15 protein-coding genes and 1 tRNA gene are annotated in these 16677 nt (G+C 68.4%); 7 read left to right on the top strand and 9 right to left on the bottom strand.

Going from position 1 to position 16677, the window contains the following annotated elements; translation table 11 throughout:
• Nucleotides 1-188: 188 nt before the first annotated feature.
• The 3 genes from tig to sppA all read right to left on the bottom strand — a co-directional run bounded on the left by tig (nt 189) and on the right by sppA (nt 3930).
• Nucleotides 189-1760 carry a trigger factor gene (gene tig / locus AQZ52_RS05880; RefSeq protein WP_067907223.1) on the bottom strand — a complete coding sequence of 524 codons (1572 nt, stop codon included), beginning with the start codon at nt 1758-1760 and terminating at the stop codon, nt 189-191.
• Between the two features lie 96 nt (nt 1761-1856).
• Nucleotides 1857-1941, bottom strand: a tRNA-Leu gene (locus AQZ52_RS05875).
• An 87-nt stretch (nt 1942-2028) separates the two neighbouring features.
• Entirely contained in the window at nt 2029-3930 is a 1902-nt protein-coding gene (gene sppA, locus AQZ52_RS05870) for a signal peptide peptidase SppA (protein ID WP_067907221.1), read from the bottom strand.
• Between the two features lie 84 nt (nt 3931-4014).
• On the opposite strand from sppA, the gene AQZ52_RS05865 reads away from it, so the two are divergent.
• Entirely contained in the window at nt 4015-5055 is a 1041-nt protein-coding gene (locus AQZ52_RS05865) for an aspartate carbamoyltransferase catalytic subunit (protein WP_067909529.1), read from the top strand.
• Nucleotides 5052-6281: a dihydroorotase gene (locus AQZ52_RS05860; RefSeq protein WP_067907219.1), complete on the top strand. Its 1230-nt coding sequence runs from the start codon at nt 5052-5054 to the stop codon at nt 6279-6281. The genes AQZ52_RS05865 and AQZ52_RS05860 overlap by 4 nt, the downstream gene beginning before the upstream one ends.
• Nucleotides 6282-6378: 97 nt before the next feature.
• Here AQZ52_RS05860 and AQZ52_RS05855 read toward each other — a convergent pair whose 3' ends face one another.
• Genes AQZ52_RS05855 through AQZ52_RS05845 form a run of 3 tightly spaced genes read right to left on the bottom strand, consistent with a single transcriptional unit; the run spans nt 6379 to nt 9071 of the window.
• Nucleotides 6379-7743, bottom strand: coding sequence for an SPOR domain-containing protein (locus AQZ52_RS05855; protein ID WP_169793718.1), 1365 nt, complete (start codon nt 7741-7743; stop codon nt 6379-6381).
• A gap of 28 nt (nt 7744-7771) precedes the next feature.
• On the bottom strand, nt 7772-8326 hold the full coding sequence (locus AQZ52_RS05850) for a hypothetical protein (RefSeq protein ID WP_067907216.1): 555 nt from the start codon (nt 8324-8326) through the stop codon (nt 7772-7774).
• A gap of 16 nt (nt 8327-8342) precedes the next feature.
• On the bottom strand, nt 8343-9071 hold the full coding sequence (locus tag AQZ52_RS05845; protein ID WP_067909527.1) for a ParA family protein: 729 nt from the start codon (nt 9069-9071) through the stop codon (nt 8343-8345).
• 296 nt (nt 9072-9367) lie between these two features.
• Here AQZ52_RS05845 and AQZ52_RS05840 point away from each other — a divergent pair, with 296 nt between their 5' ends.
• Together AQZ52_RS05840 and AQZ52_RS05835 are read left to right on the top strand one after the other, a co-directional pair.
• Nucleotides 9368-10558, top strand: a complete 1191-nt coding sequence (locus AQZ52_RS05840; protein WP_067907214.1) for an SPOR domain-containing protein — start codon at nt 9368-9370, stop codon at nt 10556-10558.
• A gap of 6 nt (nt 10559-10564) precedes the next feature.
• Complete coding sequence (locus tag AQZ52_RS05835) at nt 10565-11803, top strand: DUF418 domain-containing protein (protein ID WP_067907212.1); 1239 nt, start codon at nt 10565-10567, stop codon at nt 11801-11803.
• Here AQZ52_RS05835 and AQZ52_RS05830 read toward each other — a convergent pair.
• On the bottom strand, nt 11745-12431 hold the full coding sequence (locus AQZ52_RS05830; RefSeq protein ID WP_082697578.1) for a retropepsin-like aspartic protease family protein: 687 nt from the start codon (nt 12429-12431) through the stop codon (nt 11745-11747). The two genes, AQZ52_RS05835 and AQZ52_RS05830, sit on opposite strands and share 59 nt — an antisense overlap.
• 200 nt (nt 12432-12631) lie before the next feature.
• Here AQZ52_RS05830 and AQZ52_RS05825 point away from each other — a divergent pair, with 200 nt between their 5' ends.
• The 3 genes from AQZ52_RS05825 to AQZ52_RS05815 all read left to right on the top strand — a co-directional run bounded on the left by AQZ52_RS05825 (nt 12632) and on the right by AQZ52_RS05815 (nt 14734).
• Nucleotides 12632-13366 carry a L,D-transpeptidase family protein gene (locus AQZ52_RS05825; RefSeq protein WP_067907210.1) on the top strand — a complete coding sequence of 245 codons (735 nt, stop codon included), beginning with the start codon at nt 12632-12634 and terminating at the stop codon, nt 13364-13366.
• A gap of 66 nt (nt 13367-13432) precedes the next feature.
• Nucleotides 13433-14125, top strand: coding sequence for a VIT1/CCC1 transporter family protein (locus AQZ52_RS05820; protein WP_067907208.1), 693 nt, complete (start codon nt 13433-13435; stop codon nt 14123-14125).
• Nucleotides 14126-14734 carry a LysE family translocator gene (locus AQZ52_RS05815; RefSeq protein WP_240481462.1) on the top strand — a complete coding sequence of 203 codons (609 nt, stop codon included), beginning with the start codon at nt 14126-14128 and terminating at the stop codon, nt 14732-14734. It abuts the gene before it with no gap.
• A gap of 146 nt (nt 14735-14880) precedes the next feature.
• On the opposite strand, the gene AQZ52_RS05810 is transcribed toward AQZ52_RS05815, so the two are convergent.
• Both AQZ52_RS05810 and AQZ52_RS05805 read right to left on the bottom strand, forming a co-directional pair.
• On the bottom strand, nt 14881-15666 hold the full coding sequence (locus AQZ52_RS05810; RefSeq protein WP_067907206.1) for an SDR family oxidoreductase: 786 nt from the start codon (nt 15664-15666) through the stop codon (nt 14881-14883).
• A gap of 199 nt (nt 15667-15865) precedes the next feature.
• Nucleotides 15866-16669 (bottom strand): COG4705 family protein, encoded by an 804-nt coding sequence (locus tag AQZ52_RS05805; RefSeq protein ID WP_067907204.1) that lies wholly within the window; start codon nt 16667-16669, stop codon nt 15866-15868.
• Between the last annotated feature and the right edge of the window lie 8 nt (nt 16670-16677).

Below are 16677 nucleotides of genomic sequence, written 5' to 3'. Positions count from 1 at the left end.
AGGTCGTGAAGCAAGGCGATTGCGAACGGTATGCATCGGGGGTCCCTCCCAGGAGCCGATCCTGCCCGAGTCTCTCACGCACTGATTCGCGGGGTCAATTGCGGGCGAATACGGATGCCGCGCACACACCAAAAGGGGCGCCCCGCCAGCGGAGCGCCCCTTGGAATTTCAAAGCCTTGCGGCTGAAATCAGGCGTCGGCAGCCTTCTTCTTGGGCGCGGCCTTCTTCTTGGGAGCAGGCGCTTCGTCGGCCACAGCCGCTTCCGCAGCCGGTGCTTCCTCGGCGGCCTTCTTCTTGGCGGGCGCCTTCTTGGCAGGCTTGGCTTCGGTTTCGGCCGGAGCCACGTCCTCGGCGGGGGCCTCTTCCTTCGCCTTTTTAGCAGCCTTCTTGGGCGCAGCCTTTGCGGGCTTCGCTTCGGCCGGCTTGCCGGTCTCGTCCGCCTCGATCGCTGCCTGCAGCTCCTCGCGGGTCACGCTGCGGTCGGTCACTTCGGCCTTGTCGAACAGGAAGTCGACAACCTTGTCCTCATAAAGCGGCGCGCGCAGCTGGGCTGCGGCGAGCGCATCCGAACGGATGTAGTCGATGAAGCGCTGGCGGTCCTGCTCGCGGTACTGCTGCGCGGCCTGGCGCATCAGCATTTCCATTTCCTGCGCGGTGACGACAACGCCGTTGGCCTGACCGATTTCCGAAAGCAGCAGGCCCAGACGCACGCGGCGCTCGGCGATCTTGCGGTAGTCGTCCTTCTCGCCTTCGATCTCGGCCATCGCGGCGGCGGGATCTTCTTCCTTTTCCGCTTCGCTGGTCAGCTGCTGCCAGATCTGCGCGAATTCGGCCTCGACCATCGAGGGCGGAACGGCAAAGTCATGGCCGGCAGCCAGCTGGTCGAGCAGCGCGCGCTTCATCGCCGTGCGGGTCAGGCCGGCCGTTTCCTGCTCGAGCTGGCCCCGGATCAGGCCGCGCAGCTGGTCGATGCCTTCAAGGCCGAGCGACTTGGCGAACTCGTCGTCCGCGGTGAATTCGGCAGCATGCTTCACCGCCTTCACCTTGCAGGCGAACTGGGCGTCCTTGCCGGCGAGGTTCTCGGCCGGATAGTCCGCCGGGAAGGTCACGGTGATGGTGCGCTCGTCGCCGGCCTTCACGCCCACGAGCTGCTCTTCGAAGCCCGGGATGAAACGGCCCGAGCCGAGCTCGAGCGGCTGGTCTTCGGCGGTGCCGCCATCGAAGGCGACGCCATCGATCGAACCGGCGAAATCGATGACCAGCTGATCGCCGTCAGCCGCCACGGTGCCTTCCGGCGCGTCGTTATAGCGCTTCTGGCCCTGCGCGATGCGGCCAATGGCCTCGTCGACCTGCTCGTCGCTCACTTCGACCGTCAGGCGTTCGAGCTTCAGGCCGTCGATGGCGGGCGCGGTGATCTCGGGCAGGACTTCGAGCGCGACGGTGAGTTCGGCGTCCTTGCCTTCCTCATAACCCTCGGCGAGCGAGACATCGGGCTGAGTCGCGGGGCGCAGCCCCTTTTCGGCGACGAGCTTGTCCATCGCCTCGCGGATCGAGGTTTCCAGCGCCTGCTGGTGCAGTGCGGGCCCGTGCATCTTGCGCACGAGGTTGGCAGGAACCTTGCCGGGGCGGAAGCCGGGCATGCGGACCTGCGGCGCGATCTTCTTGACCTCGCCCTCGACACGCGAGGCGATATCGTTCGCGGCGATGGTCAGGGCGTAGGCCCGCTTGAGCCCCTCGTTGCTGGTTTCGACGATCTGCATCTGTGATCCAACTTTCTCGTACGACGTCGCGTCATGATGGTCGCGGACTGCCCGGAAGGGTCAGGCCGATTGCTACCGACTGGGACGGGGCGGTTCTGGTGCGGGCGAAGGGACTCGAACCCCCACATCTTGCGATACTGGAACCTAAATCCAGCGCGTCTACCAGTTCCGCCACGCCCGCATCCGGCGAAAAACGAGCGCCGCCCCTATCGCAGCGCCGGGCAAAGGGCAAGCCTTGCCAACGGGAGAGCCCGGCGCATGCTTTCGCCTAGCCGAGCAGCCGCCCGATAAGGGCCAGCCATGTGCGTGCCGGCGGGCCCGCCGCTGCTGCCTCGGCAGGTGCGATCCCGGCGCATTCGAGGCAGTACACCTGCGCTCCGGCCCCGCCGAGGAGGTGCGCCAGGTCGTCCGCCAGCCGCTCCGCCAACGCGCCCTGCCGCTGCGCCGCCAGCGCCGCGAAATCGGGCGCTGCCCCTTGCGCGCCAAGCACATGGCCCTGGTCCGCGCCGCCTTCGCTGTCCGCCAGCTGATCGAGCAGCGCGCCGAACGGATCGGGTTCGTTGCCGAGGTAGACCGGGTGCCAGCTGCCGGCGCCGGCTTGCTTCGCCGCCCACGCCAGCGCCTCGTCGATGCCGCCGAATTCGTCGACAAGGCCCAGCTGCCGCGCGGTGCCGCCATCCCAGATGCGCCCTTGCGCGATTCTGTCGATATCCGCCGGGCTCTTGCGGCGCGCGTCGGCCACCAGCCTGACGAAGCGCGCATAGCCCGAATCGATCTGCTGCTGGATCAGCGCCTGGGCAGTCGGCGAAAAGCCGCCGAACACGTCGGGCTCACCCGAAAGCGGCGTGGTCTTCACCCCATCGGTGCCCACGCCGATCCGGCTCAGCGCGTCCTCGAAGCTGGGGATGATCGCGAAGATGCCGATCGAGCCGGTGATCGTCGCCGGTTCGGCAAACACGCGGTCGGCCGGAGTGGACACCCAGTACCCGCCGCTCGCGGCAAGCCCGGCCATCGAGACCGCGACCGGAATCTTCTTCGCCTTCATCCGCGCGATGGCCGCCCGGATGCGCTCCGCCCCGGTCACCGATCCGCCGGGCGAATCGACCCGCACGACCAGCGCGGCGTAGTCCCCGCTCGCGGCCGCCTTGTCGACCAGCTCGGCAATGCGGTCGCCGCCCGCGGTGCCCGGCCCGGCATCGCCATCGACGATGTTGCCTGCCACCGTCACCACCGCGATGGCCTTGCCCGCGGTCGAAGGCGCGCGGTCGGCCAGATAAGGTTCGAGCGCGGTGCCCTTGAACGCGCCCTCGCTGCCGGAGGGATCCTCGCCGACAATCTCGGCGACGCGCTTGCCGAACGCGACCTTGTCGCCCACGCGGTCGACAAGGCCGGCCGCCACCGCCGCCTTGGCCGCATCGCCGCCGGAGGCCGCGATCCACTTCACCGGATCGCCCGTCACCAGCTTGATGTCGGCCTTGGGCCGCGCCTTCTTCACATCGGCCTGCCATGCCTCCCACAGCGCGGCATAGACCGCGCCCAGTGCCGCCTTGGCCTCGGGAGAGGCGTTTTCTCGGGTGAAGGGCTCCACCGCGCTCTTGTAGGTGCCGACCTTGAAGACGTGCGCCTTGACCTTGAGCCGGTCGAGCAGCGCCTTGAAATAGAGGTTGGTGCCGCCCGGCCCCGTCACCATCGCGCCGCCAAGCGGATCGACCCAGGCCTCACTGGCATGGGCGGCCAGCTGCACGCCGTCATCGGTATAAAGCCCCGCATGGACCAGCACCGGCTTCTTCGCGCTGCGCACCTTGTCCATCGCCGCGCCGATCCGGGTCATCGCCACCTGGCTGCCGCCGCCAAAGCTGTCGAGATCGAGCACGACCGCCTTGATACGGTCGTCGAGCGCCGCCGCTTCCACCGCGCGGACGAGATCGCGCTCCTGCACCGCCTTTGAACGCCCGCCACCCGCCAGCAGCTGGGTGGGCCGCAGCCGCGCGCGTTCCTCCACCACCGGGCCTTCGAGCGCGATGTAGAGCGCGCCCGCCTGCACAACGCCCGGGCTTGGCCGCAAGGTCAGCAAGGCATAGAGCCCGCCGAAGAACAGCAGCAGCAGGAGCAGCACGAGGCCGTCCTTGATGGCGACGAGGATCTTCCAGACCGAGCGGGCAAATTTCATGGGGGATATCTAGGTCTCGCAGGCCACCGATACCAGCCGAAACACTTGAGCCGCCCCAAGAGGCGCACTAGGGGCATGGTTTCGATGACGAAGCCGATCGATCACGAAGACTTGGGAGCCGCAGGTCGGTACCCTGAAGGCGGCCTCGCCTTCCCGCACCGCCATCTCACCGGCATTGCGCACCTCGCGCGGCACGAGATCCTCTACCTGCTGGACGAAGCCGAACAGTGGCTCGCGCTCAACCGCCAGCGCCACAAACGTGCCGAGGTGCTTTCGGGCCTCACCATCATCAATGCGTTCTTCGAAAACTCGACGCGCACGCTGCTGTCGTTCGAAATCGCGGGCAAACGCCTCGGCGCGGACGTCGTCAACATGCACGCCGCCACCAGCAGCGTGAAGAAGGGCGAAACGCTGATCGACACGGCGATGACCCTCAACGCCATGCGCGCCGATGCGATCGTCATCCGCCACGCCAGTTCGGGCGCGGTGCAGCTCATCGCCGACAAGGTCGATTGCCCGGTGCTCAACGCCGGCGACGGCAGCCACGAGCACCCCACGCAGGCACTGCTCGATGCGCTCACCATCCGCCATGCGCTCGGCCTTGCCCCGGGGAGCGACCTCAACGGGCTTCGGGTCACGATCTGCGGCGATATCCTCCACAGCCGCGTCGCCCGCTCCAACATCCTCTCGCTCACCGCGCTGGGGGCCGTCGTCACGGTCTGTGCGCCGCCCGCGCTGATGCCCGCAGAAATCGCCGCGATGGGGGTGACCCCTAGCCACGATTTCGATGCCGCGCTGCAGGGGGCGGACGTGGTGATGATGCTGCGCCTCCAGCAGGAGCGCATGTCCGGCCAGTTCATCCCATCCCCGCGCGAATACCGCCATCTCTACGGCCTCACGCTCGATCGCTTCGGGAAGCTGGCGCCCCATGTTCTCGTCATGCATCCCGGGCCGATGAACCGCGGCATCGAGATCGACAGCCAGGTCGCCGATCACCCAGCGCGCAGCCTCGTCACCCGTCAGGTGGAAAGCGGTGTAGCGATCCGCATGGCCTGCCTCGACGTGCTGACCCGCCGCGCCAGAGGCGTGCCCGGCTGGACCGGATCCGAAGGAGCGGCAGCATGACCCCGCGTCCGCTCACCATCACCGGCGGCCGGCTGGTCCTTGCCCACGGCGCGCCGCAACCGGGGGCCCTGCGCGTGGAGCAAGGCCGCATTGCGGCGCTCGGCGATGTCGCGCCCCAGCCCGGCGATGACGTGCTCGACGCCAAGGGTGCGCTGATCGCTCCAGGCCTCGTCGATCTCGGCGTCTTCGCCATCGACAAGCCGGCGTTCCATTTCGGCGGGATCACCCGCGCGGCGCTGATGCCCGATCAAGGTCCGCCGCTCGATCACCCCGCACGCGTCCGCTTTGCCGCGCAATCGGGCAAGCCCGACATGTGGGTCCACCCGCTTGCCGCTGCGACGCGCGGGCTCGAAGGCGCGGAACTCGCCGAACTGGCGCTGATGCGCGACGCGGGGGCCAGGGCAGTGGCGACCGGGCGGCGCTGGATCGCCGATTCGGGGGTGGTCCACCGCCTGATGAGCTACTGCGCGATGCTCGGCCTCGTCCTCGTCACCCATGCCGAGGATGCCGGGATTGCCGGAAGCGCGGTGGCGACGGCGGGCGAGATGGCGACCCGGCTGGGCCTCCCCTCCGCCCCTGCCGAAGCCGAGGCGCTGGCCGTGGCGCGCGACCTTGCGCTCGCCGAAATGACTGGCTGCCGGCTCCATTTCCGGCAGGTGACGACGGCAGCGGCGCTCGCTCTGGTCCGCGCGGCCAAGGCGCGCGGCGTCATGGTCACCGCCGGCGTCACCCCGGCGCACTTCATGCTATCCGATCTGGAGCTGGCCCATTTCCGCACGTTCTGCCGCCTCTCGCCGCCGCTGCGCAGCGAGGCGGACCGGCAGGCCGTGATCGCCGCCATCGTCGATGGCACGATCGACGTGATCGCCTCGGGCCACGATCCGCGCGGCGCGGAAGACAAGCGCCTGCCTTTCGCCGATGCCGAACCCGGCATGGCCGGTGCCGAAACGCTGCTGCCTCTGACGCTCACGCTGGTGCGCGATGGCGCGATGGACCTCACGCGTGCCTTCACCTTGCTCGCGGGCAATCCCGCGTCGCTGCTGGGCGTGCCTGCCGGGCGGCTCGAAGTGGGTCTGGAGGCCGATCTGGCGCTGGTCGATCCCGAGCGGCCGTGGATCGTCGATCGCAGCAAGATGGCCGCAACCGCAGGCAATACCCCGTTTGATCGCCGCCCGGTGGAGGGCCGCGTCACCGCGCTGTTCAAGGGCGGCGCACGCATCGCGTAAGGCTGCGCTGCGGCGCGGCTGCGCTGCGGCGCGGCTGCGGTGGGGCTGAAACGCAGGCGGCTCCGGTCCGGGGCCGCCCCGCTTCGTCAGGCAAGCCTCAGCGCTGCGCCATCCGCGTCGTTGCCGGACGGCCCTGCGGCGTCACCGTGCCCGGCTCGGCCATGACGAGGCATGCCCCGCCCTTGGCCTTGACCGACTGGCACATCTGCCGCGCCGAAGCGAAACCGGTGAAGCCGACGGCCTGGACACGCCAGAACTGGTGGCCGTTCACCGCAACCTGGGTGATCTGGCTGTGATACCCGGAAAGACGGGCGTTGCGCGTCGCGAAATGGCGCCAGGCGCGCTGCGCGCCTTCCGCCGAAGAGAACGCGCCAAGCTGGACAAGGTGGCTGCCCCGCGCGCCGGCGGGGGCCGAAGCAGAGGCCGCAGCGGGCACACTGGCAGCCGCCAGACGGGCGCCGCGCAAGGGCTGGACCACCGGGTGCGAGACCATCTGCTGCGGCGCAGCCACCGCCGACGGCGCAACGTCGATGGCGGCCAGCTTGGCGGCAGCCGGAGCGCTCGAGGCATCGGCAAGAGCGGGCTGGGGCGCGGCGGCATCGACCTGCGGCGCGGGCATCGCGGTCGCGGCAGCCTTGGCCAGCTCGGCCGCATCGGTGGGCGAAGCCTTGTCGGTCACCGCCATCGCGACAGCTTCCTCGGCCAGCTTCGCCGGTTCGGGGAAGTTCGCCAGCGCCAGCGCGGTGGGCTGGCCGCCCTCGGCCGTTGCCGGGGCGCCGATCAGCGTGGCCACGCGGCGGCGGGTGTCTTCCGGACGCGCCATGAAGGCCCAGGTCTGGAGACGTTCATTCAGCTTGTCGGCCGGAATGTCCTGCGCCGCCATCAGCTTGGCATCGCTCCAGCTGCCATCGAGCGCATAGGCATAGGCGAGGTTCTGGCGCACCTTCGGCGTGTTTTCACCGCGGCGCAGCGCATCGGTCAGCGCGGCGATGCCGGTTTGGGTCTGCCCTGCCATGGCCATGGCAAGGCCGTAGTCCGAAGCGGGAATGCTGTCGCGATAGGTGTTGAGCGTATCGGTGGCTTCGCTGCCGCGGCCCAGCGCGATATCGGCAAGCGCCAGGCTCAGCGCGGCCTTGCCGCTGTCTTCGCCCAGTTGCATCGCCTCGTCAAAGCTCTGTCGCGCGGCTTCGAAGCGGCCAGCGCGCAGATAGGCCGAGCCGAGCAGCGTGCGGTAGGCCGCGTTGCGCGGGGCTGCCAGCACGGCCTGTTCGGCCAGCGCGATCGCCTTCTCGGTGCTCCCCTTGCTCAGCGCCGTCTGCGCGCTCGAGGCGAACTTGGCATGGTTCGGCCCGCCCGCGGCGCAGCCGGAAAGAAGACCGGCCGCCAGCGCGGTGGTCAGGCAGAACCGGGCCAGCCGATAAGCGGCCTTCCGGGCATTCTTGCTGTCGTGTGCGGTGGTCATGGCGGTGTGTCCCGGTTGGAAGTCGGCGTCAGGTGCGAAGCGCGCGGCGGGCAAGGTCATCGAGACCGGGCTTCGATTCGAGGAAACGGTCGAGGGCTTCGACCACGATCTGCTGGGCGCTGCGGTTGTCGACCGTGCAGGCAAGGCGCAGGCGCAAGTGGCGCGCCGCATCGAGCCGCAGCGTGAAGGCAGCCTTGCGCCCTTCCTTGAGCGCGGTGCCGCGCTCGCGGCGGCGGGCAGATGCCGCCGGCGCGCTCAGCACATCGGCAAGCGATTCAATCTGCCGCAGCACTTCTGGCCGCTCCACGATCTGGGCCGGTGCGGGAAGCGGCTCGGCCGCGATGGCAACCACTTCGGCCACTGGCGCGGCCGCGGCCGCATCCTCGCCAAGGTCGTTCCAGCCAAGGTCATCGGCCTCCGCCGGGGCGGGCCATTCCGGCGCGAGCGCGGCAGAACCGAAGCCCATGCGTTGCCGGTCCTCGGCTGTCAGCGGCATGATCTGGGGGCGCATCGCCGGGCGGGCCGCGCCCTTGCGGGCCAGCAGGCTGGGGCTAAGCGAGGCGAAAGGCTTGGGTTCGCTCATCGTCGGCGTCCTTCGCTCAGGAGCCGATCACGCGGCGGCCGAAGCCGCCGGCGGGGCGCGCCGCACCGGGCATCGGGGGTGCGCTGTGGCCGGGTTGCGGCACAGCGAACACGGTGCGACGGAAGTTCTTTTCCAGCCGCTCCGAAACATAGGTCCACAGCTGCGCCACTTCGGCGGCGGACTTGCTGTTCGGATCGACTTCCATAACGGTACGGCCATCGATCATCGAGGCGGCAAAGTCGGTGCGGTGGTGCAGCGTGATCGGCGCAACCGTGCCGTGCTGCGAAAGCGCGACGGCGGCTTCGGAGGTGATCCGCGCCTTGGGCGTGGCGGCATTGACCACGAAGATCAGCGGCTTGCCCGCACGTTCGCACAGATCGACTGTCGCGCCCACGGCGCGCAGGTCGTGCGGGCTGGGCCGGGTCGGCACCACGATCAGTTCGGCGACCGAGATCACCGACTGGATCGCCATGGTGATCGCCGGCGGCGTATCGATCACGGCCAGCTTGAAGCCCTGCTGGCGCAGCACCGCCAGATCGCTGGCAAGCCGGGCCACGGTGGTCTGCGCAAAGGCCGGATACTCGGCCTCACGCTCGTTCCACCAATCGGACAGCGAGCCTTGCGGATCGATATCGATCAGAACGACCGGGCCAGCCCCTGCACGCTGCGCCTGAACGGCGAGGTGACCGGACAAGGTTGTCTTGCCGGAGCCGCCCTTCTGCGATGCCAAAGCCAGTACGCGCAACGTGATCCCCCTCATGGGCAAGACGGAAAGATTGAACAGTCTCTTGCCGGGAGATCGCAGAAAGCCCTCAAATTTTGGTTAACACCAGGTCGCCCGAGAACCGGTATTTTGCTGGAGCGGGCAAGAGATTGACCAGCAAGATGCTGTCTTTCAGGCATTAACCATCTACGCTAATCTACGTGGTAAGACCGAAGTCCGGCGCCATCTTCGCGCGGTACCTTGCACGGCGCGGCGGCGCACGGCATCGTTAACCCCGTTCCTAAGGCACCGGTTCGCAAAAGGAGAATCGAGCGGACATGCGCGGATTAGCTCTCAAGACGGCGGCAGCGCTGGGCCTCTTCGGCATCGCCATGCCGGCCCTTGTAGCGCGCGCCGCAGACGCGGACCCCGCTGTGCTTTCCCCTGCCCTGCCCCCGGCAACGCCCTCGGCACCGACATCCGCAAACGCTGCTGCCGTGCGCGCAGGCGTCGATGCGTGGACTGCGGGGAACTACGAGGCGGCGGTGAAGGCCTGGCAGGGCCCTGCCGCCAAAGGGGATGCCGATGCCCTGTTCAACCTTGGCCAGGCCTACAAGCTCGGCCGGGGCGTCACCAAGGATCTCGTCAAGGCCGAAGCCTACTATGGCAAGGCCGCACGCCTCGGCCATATCTCCGCCGCCGACAATTACGGCATCCTGCTGTTCCAGACGAACCGGCAGACGGCGGCGTTGCCGTGGCTGCAGTCGGCTGCCGAGCGCGGCGAACCGCGCGCGATGTATGTCCTGGGCGTTGCCCATTACAACGGCGATTTCGCGCCGAAGGACTGGGTGCGTGCCTATGCCCTGATCACCCGCGCGGCCGCCACCGGCCTGCCGCAGGCGACCGCCAGCCTTGCGACGATGAACCAGACGATCCCGCTGGGGCAGCGCCAGATGGGTGTCAGCCTTGCCAGCGAGCTCGATCAGAAAGCTGCCGAGGCGCGCGGGCGCGAATTTGCCGCCGCCGATCTCGGCGCGCAAGGCCCCTCTCCCCAACTGGTTCCACCGGCCCCGACGGCACAGCCCGCGCCCGGCGCGATCGAGAAGGTCGATCTGCCGCCATCGGCATCGGTCGAACCGGCCAACAGCTATCTGCCGCCATCCTTCGAAGCGCCAGCCCCGCCGCCGCCCCGGCCCGTGCCCGTCAAGCCGGCGATGCCCAAGTCCGCCGCGTCCCAGCCGGCAGCACCGAAACCGGTAGCCCCGAAACCGGTCGCGCCAAAGCCGGACACCGCATTTCCGGCCAGCGGATCCTACCGCATCCAGCTCGGCGCGTTCGGGGTCAAGGCCAATGCCGACGCGCTCTGGGCGCGGGTGCGCGGCCGTCCCGAACTGGCCGGCCATGCCCGCCAGGATATTCCAGGCACGGTCACCCGTCTGCTGGCCACCGGCTATTCGCAAAGCGATGCCGCCCGCGCCTGCGCGGCGCTCAAGGCCGGGGGCCTCGCCTGCCTCGTGGTGGCTCCCTGACCACTGATGCCGGAACGGATCGGTACGCTTGATTTCGTACGCGGCTTGGCCGTGCTCGGCATCCTTGCGATCAACGTCACCGGCTTCTGGGGCCCCCTGCTGGCCACCTTCAGCCCTGCGATCCCCTGCCCGGATCCTGCAGGCGCGCTATGGTTCGTCGCCGCCTACGTGCTGTTCGAGGGCAAGATGCGCGGGCTCTTCACGCTCCTGTTCGGCGCGAGCATGATGCTGTTTGCCGATGCCGCCGAACGGCGCGGTGCCAATCCGGATCTCCTGCAGGCGCGCCGCCTGCTCTGGCTGCTGGCCTTTGGCTATGCCCACTATGCCCTGTTGTGGTGGGGCGACATCCTGTTTCCCTATGCCGTCTGCGGCATGCTGGCCTTCTGCTTTCGCCGCCTCGCCCCCGAACCGCTGGCCGCCAGCGCCCTCCTGCTCTTTCTCGCCAGCCATGTCCTTGCAATACCGGGCGATATTGCCTTCATCGGCAGCGAAAGCCGCGTGCTGGCCGGGCACGGCACCCCCGCCGAAGCGGCCGAGCACGGCGCGATGATGGGCCGCATCGCCGCCTCCGTCGCGGCCGATGCCCGCGTGCTCCACGCGCCTTTCCTCGAAGCGGTCCGCCTGCGCCTGACGACAGCCCCGCTCCTGCCGCTGGAGAACCTCGGCGCCACGTTCTTCGAGACGTTCCCGCTCATGCTGCTCGGCATGGCGCTGGTGCGGCTCGGCCTGTTCACCGGCGGGTGGGAGGCGCGCACCCTGCGGCGCATCGCCGTGATCGGCATCGGCGCGGGCGGCGCGATGAGCGCCGGCCTGATCGGCTGGGCCGCCGCACAGGGCTTCCCGGCCGGCGCGATGTTCGCGGTCATGGGCTCGCTCGCCGCAATCCCGCACCTCCTGATGACGTTCGGCTATCTCGCCGTCCTGCTCCTGCTCTGGCCGCGCCTGAAGGAAGGTGCCGCTGGCCGCTGCCTCGCCGCTGCGGGCCGCTGCGCCTTCACCAACTACCTCGGCACCACGCTGGTGATGAGCGCGCTGTTTGCCGGCTGGGGCCTTGGCCTTGGCGGCGTGCTTCCACGCGGGGCGCTCCCGCTGGTGGTGCTGGGCGGCTGGGCGCTGATGCTCGCCTGGCCCGAATGGTGGCTCGCCCGCTTCGGGCAGGGCCCGCTCGAAGCGCTGTGGCGGCGGCTTACCTGGTGGGGGCCTGCCCCGCACCATCTCCGGCCACCTGCGGCCGATGCGGCGTAAGGATAAGCACACCGTCTTCCACCCGCCAGCCCTTGAGCCGCCCGAGGAAGTTCATCCCCACCACGTTCGGCCCGCCCTCGCCGGGCATCACGATCGCATCGAGATCGCGCGCCACCACGCAACCGAACCGCAGCTCGTCGATCCGCGCGGGTGCGGCCTCCACCGTGCCGTTCGCCGTTTCCACCGTGGCATCGGGCCGCAGCGGATCGCGCTCGATCCCTGCGGCCTGCGCCACATCGCTGGAAAGCGCGGTCACCGTCGCGCCCGTATCGACCATCAGCCGCATCTCCACGCCATTGAGCCGCGCAGTGATCCAGAAGTGCCCGTCGGCGGAAAGCGGAATGCGCGTTTCCCCGCCAGAGACGGTCTGCGCCGGCGCGCCCATGCGGTGGAGCGCCGCATCGAATGTCGGATCCATCCGCACGAAGCGCATGACCGCAAGGCCGAACACCGTGAGCAGCAGCAGGTTGCCGGCAAGCCTCATGCTGCCGCCGAGGCGCCCGCGGCGTGCGGCCAGCGCGCCGCCAATCACCACCAGCAGCAACGCCGCGCAAGTCGCGGCAAACAACGGCGAGAGATGCCCCAGCACGGGCGCTTCGTGTTCCAGCCAGGCGTAAATCTGCGTCATTGCGCTGCCGTTAGCCCATCAATCCTGTCCGCGCCCTGAAAATCGCCTTCTTGGTGAAGCGCCCCCGTCCCGGCGCGGCTTAACCATGCCCGTTAAGCCCCATAACCCGCAGCGTCCCCCGGCGGGACGGGCCTGCAAAGACGCTCGCACAAGGCACCGTTTACGCTATTTATAAGGCGAAAGGAGCGTGTCCCACCGCAATGTCCGGCCAGTCCCCCCTCGATCTCGTACGCTCCCGCTGGGTCAGCGCACCGCTCGGCCTGATCGCGCTGGGCCTTGCCTCGCTGCTCGCGTTCAACGTCGGCCGGGATGTCGCGCAGGTTCTGTTCAGCGGTTCGCAGGCCGAAGCCCGTGTCGTGCCCGCACCCGCTCCGCTGGCAAAGCCTGTCACCGCGCCCCCCGCTACCGCTGCCGCCCCCGCGAACAGTGCCTTCGTCGTCAGGTCGATCCTCAAGATCGATGAACCCATCAAGTTCGGCCAGTATTTCTGGGACGAAAGCGCGGCCAAGACCGGCCCGATCGTCGTCACCGTCGATCTCGAGGCGCGCACCATCTCGGTCTTCCGCGACGGGCATGAGATCGGCGCCGCCGCCATCCTCAAGGGCTATGGCACCAAGCCCACCCCGACCGGCGTGTTCCCGATCAGCGAGAAGGACGCCGACCACGTCTCCAACATCTACGACGCTCCGATGCCCTGGATGCTGCGCCTCACCAGCGATGGCATCACCATCCACGGCAGCAAAGTGGAACGCGGCTATGCCACCAACGGCTGCATCGGTGTGCCCGATGCCTTCGCCAAGCGCCTGTTCGGCGTCGCCAGTCTGGGCGACAAGGTGATCATCACCGATGGCAAGCGTCTCGCCGTCGGCCAGCCGATCATCGAGAACGCGGCCCCCGCTCCCACCGGCCCCGCCGTCCTCGCGCGTCAGGATTGATCTGAGTCGTTTTTCTCCTGTCCCTCCAGTGGCATCAGGGCCATGGACAGGGAAAGGAGACTCCGGATGCGACCCCACGATGAACGCCACCTCGTCAGCCGGATCGGCTGGCTGCGCGCCGCCGTACTCGGCGCCAACGACGGGATCGTCTCCACCGCCAGCCTGATCCTCGGCGTCGCCGCCTCGGGCGCGGAGCGGCAGGCCCTGCTGGTTGCAGGTGCGGCAGGTCTTGTCGCGGGCGCGATGTCGATGGCGGCGGGCGAATATGTCTCGGTCTCCAGTCAGTCCGATACCGAAGCCGCCGACCTCGCGCGTGAACGCGCCGAACTCGCCGCCGATCCGGTTCATGAACACGCAGAGCTTGCTGCGATCTACGAGGCGCGCGGCGTCGATCCGGTGACTGCGAAGGAAGTCGCCCGCCAGATGATGGCCAAGGACGCGCTCGGCGCCCATGCGCGCGATGAACTGCATCTCAATGAGACGACAAAGGCCCAGCCCGTACTAGCAGCGATAGCCTCCGCGCTCATGTTCACCTGCGGCGCGTTCCTGCCGTTGCTGCTCGCCGCGATCCTGCCGATGGGCCTGATGGTGGCCGGCACGGCAGGCGGCTCGATCCTGTTTCTCGCGCTCCTCGGCGCCTTCGGCGCGCGCGCGGGCGGGGCAGCGATGGGCAAACCCGTCCTGCGTGTCGTCGTCTGGGGCGCGCTCGCGATGGCCATCACGGCGGGGATCGGCCGATTGGTGGGAACCGCCGTCTAGGTGGCGGGCGCGCTCGATATTGCCGGTTTCGCCGCAGCGGTCCTGCTGATCGAGCTGACCCCCGGGCCCAACATGGCCTGGCTGGCGGGCCTTGCCGCGACGGAAGGCAAGCGCAGCGGCCTCTCCGCCGTCGCGGGCGTGGCGTTAGGCCTGCTGGCCAATGGCGTACTTGCCGCACTCGGCCTTGCGACCTTGCTCACCGCGATGCCCGCGCTGCTCCACGGCCTGCGCATCGCAGGCGCGGCGATGATGGTCTGGCTCGCCATAGAGGCCTGGCGCGGCGCGGAGAAAGCCCCGCCACCCACCGCCACCCGCCGCGCCTTCGCGACCGGCGCGCTGCTCAATCTGCTGAACCCGAAGGCCTACCTGTTCTTCGTGGTCGTCGCGCCGGAGTTCATGGGGGGCCGCACGCTTGGCCTCAGCGAGGCGCTGACGCTCGCGGTGATCAGTACCGGCATCGCCACAATCATCCACCTCGCCATCGTGCTAGCCGGCAGCCAGGCGCAGGCATGGCTGGCCGACGACCGACGCACCCGCTGGGTGCGCCGTGGTTTTGCCGTGGTGATGCTGGGGGTTGCGGCCTCGTTTCTGGCGATCAAGGCTGGTTGAGGCCCGCAAGACTCCTCCCGCCCCCCTTATCCGTCACCCCGGGCTTGCCCCGGGGTTAGGCTTTTCTCCCAGCGCGACGCCGCAAAAAGAAGCCAAGGCCCGTGTCAAGCACGGGCCGACGGAGTGGCGGAAGGGAAGTCAGCGCCTCAGCGCGGCGCCATCCTGATCCCGCCATCGAGGCGGATCGCCTGCGCGTTGAAGTAGGAATTGCGCACCAGTTCCATCGCCAGGCTGGCAAACTCTTCCGGCAGGCCCAGCCGCTTGGGGAACGGCACCGAGGCATTGAGCCCCGCGCGCACCTTTTCCGGCACGCGGCCCAGGAGCGGCGTATCGAAGATGCCCGGCAGGATCGCATTCACGCGGATGCCAAGGTCCATCAGATCGCGCGCCATCGGCAGCACGAGGCCGACCACGCCCGCTTTCAGCGAACCGTAAGCCACCTGCCCGATCTGCGCATCCTGCGCCGCGACCGAACCCGTCAGGATGATCGTCCCGCGCTCGCCGTCCTCTTCGAGCGGTTCGGCATGGGCCATGCCCAGCGCCGAAAGGCTCGCCACGCGGTAGCTCGCAATCAGCACGCCGTTCGCGGCAAAGGCATAGTCCTCGGTCGAAAGGCGGGTGAACTCGCCCGTCTCCTTGTTGCGGCCAACGGTCTTGCCCTTGCGGTGCACGACCGCGCAGTGGACGGTGATCCGCTCCTGCCCATGGGCGGCGCGCGCCTTGGCAAAGCCCTCGACCACCGACTCCTCGCTGGTGATATCGACATGGCAGAACAGCCCGCCAATCGCCTTGGCGACTTCCTCACCCGCCTCGTCATTCACATCGAAAATCGCAACCTTCGCCCCCGCCGCCGCGAGCGCACAAGCGGTCGCCCGCCCCAGACCCGAAGCCGCGCCGGTCACCACGGCAGCCATACCCTGTTCGATCTTCATGGCATCTCTCCTTTAACCGCGCGATTAAGCCGGAGGAGGAATAGGTGCAAGTGCCACAATTGCTAAGAGCCCATCCCAGCGCTCATGCCGCGCTTGGCGAAGGACTGATAGGAACACGGCGGATCGGTGAAATGGGGGGCCGAAATGCGGCTGTTCGCCGTGCAGGCGCCATGCCGGGAACCGACCCCGTCATGGTCACTCACTCTGCCAATGGACTTTCGCGCGATGATGTCCGTTGCGGTGTGAAAAGGACCAGGAGGATGATCGCCGCGATGAGCACTGCCGAGGCCATTGCGCGGCTGAGTTCAAGACCGCCACTCGCCATCGGCTTGTCGAGAAAGTCGCCCACGGTCGCGCCGAGCGGACGTGTGAGGATGAAGGCCGCCCAGAACAGCGCCACCCGGCTGATTGCGGTTTGCCAGTAGAGCAGTGCCAGAACCGACAGTGCCGCGCCAAACACGGCAGCGGCACCAAGATACCCGAGCGGACCATCCGCCAGCCAATCGCCCAGCGCCGTGCCCAAGGTCTGCGACATGGTGATCGTCACCCAATAAAACAGTTCCGCGCGCGGCGCATGAATATCGGCAACATTGATCGAGCCCATCGCCCGGTACCAGATCCACAGGCTCGCCAGCACCATGCCGAGGAGGAGCAGGGAACCGCCCGGATAACCGATACCGATCGACCGGGTCGCAAAGTCGGCCATCGTGGTGCCCGCTGTCGTCGAGGCGATGATCGTGGTCCAATAGAGCAGGGGATGAAAGGTGCGCGCGCGTATTTGCGCCATCACCAGCCCCACGAGCAAACTCAGGAAGATCGCAGTTCCGACGAGGTAGCCATCAAGTCCGCCTTGGCCTGCCGTGGCCGTGGTTTCACCCAGCCAGCTCATGCTGACGGTATCGCCAGCCGTTTCTCCGAAGGTCGTTGCAAGGATCTTGATGATCCAGAAGCCCAACGTAATCGCCGGCACCTTGCACAGGTCCGCAGACCGAGACTCATTCATGGGCGACC

Origin of the sequence: Novosphingobium fuchskuhlense, from assembly GCF_001519075.1 — a bacterium.
In the GTDB taxonomy this organism is placed as follows: domain Bacteria; phylum Pseudomonadota; class Alphaproteobacteria; order Sphingomonadales; family Sphingomonadaceae; genus Novosphingobium; species Novosphingobium fuchskuhlense.
The sequence above is the reverse complement of the archived record's forward strand: the minus strand, read 5'-3'. Positions and strand labels throughout refer to the sequence as shown.

What these genes read in the sequence shown, in the direction of transcription:
- AQZ52_RS05805 (WP_067907204.1), bottom strand. Translation starts at nt 16,669, where the DNA reads ATGAATGAGTCTCGGTCTGCGGACCTGTGCAAGGTGCCGGCGATTACG.
- AQZ52_RS05820 (WP_067907208.1), top strand. Translation starts at nt 13,433, where the DNA reads ATGCGACCCCACGATGAACGCCACCTCGTCAGCCGGATCGGCTGGCTG.
- sppA (WP_067907221.1), bottom strand. Translation starts at nt 3,930, where the DNA reads ATGAAATTTGCCCGCTCGGTCTGGAAGATCCTCGTCGCCATCAAGGAC.
- AQZ52_RS05865 (WP_067909529.1), top strand. Translation starts at nt 4,015, where the DNA reads ATGACGAAGCCGATCGATCACGAAGACTTGGGAGCCGCAGGTCGGTAC.
- AQZ52_RS05810 (WP_067907206.1), bottom strand. Translation starts at nt 15,666, where the DNA reads ATGAAGATCGAACAGGGTATGGCTGCCGTGGTGACCGGCGCGGCTTCG.
- AQZ52_RS05830 (WP_082697578.1), bottom strand. Translation starts at nt 12,431, where the DNA reads ATGACGCAGATTTACGCCTGGCTGGAACACGAAGCGCCCGTGCTGGGG.
- AQZ52_RS05835 (WP_067907212.1), top strand. Translation starts at nt 10,565, where the DNA reads ATGCCGGAACGGATCGGTACGCTTGATTTCGTACGCGGCTTGGCCGTG.
- AQZ52_RS05825 (WP_067907210.1), top strand. Translation starts at nt 12,632, where the DNA reads ATGTCCGGCCAGTCCCCCCTCGATCTCGTACGCTCCCGCTGGGTCAGC.
- AQZ52_RS05840 (WP_067907214.1), top strand. Translation starts at nt 9,368, where the DNA reads ATGCGCGGATTAGCTCTCAAGACGGCGGCAGCGCTGGGCCTCTTCGGC.
- tig (WP_067907223.1), bottom strand. Translation starts at nt 1,760, where the DNA reads ATGCAGATCGTCGAAACCAGCAACGAGGGGCTCAAGCGGGCCTACGCC.
- AQZ52_RS05850 (WP_067907216.1), bottom strand. Translation starts at nt 8,326, where the DNA reads ATGAGCGAACCCAAGCCTTTCGCCTCGCTTAGCCCCAGCCTGCTGGCC.
- AQZ52_RS05860 (WP_067907219.1), top strand. Translation starts at nt 5,052, where the DNA reads ATGACCCCGCGTCCGCTCACCATCACCGGCGGCCGGCTGGTCCTTGCC.
- AQZ52_RS05855 (WP_169793718.1), bottom strand. Translation starts at nt 7,743, where the DNA reads ATGACCACCGCACACGACAGCAAGAATGCCCGGAAGGCCGCTTATCGG.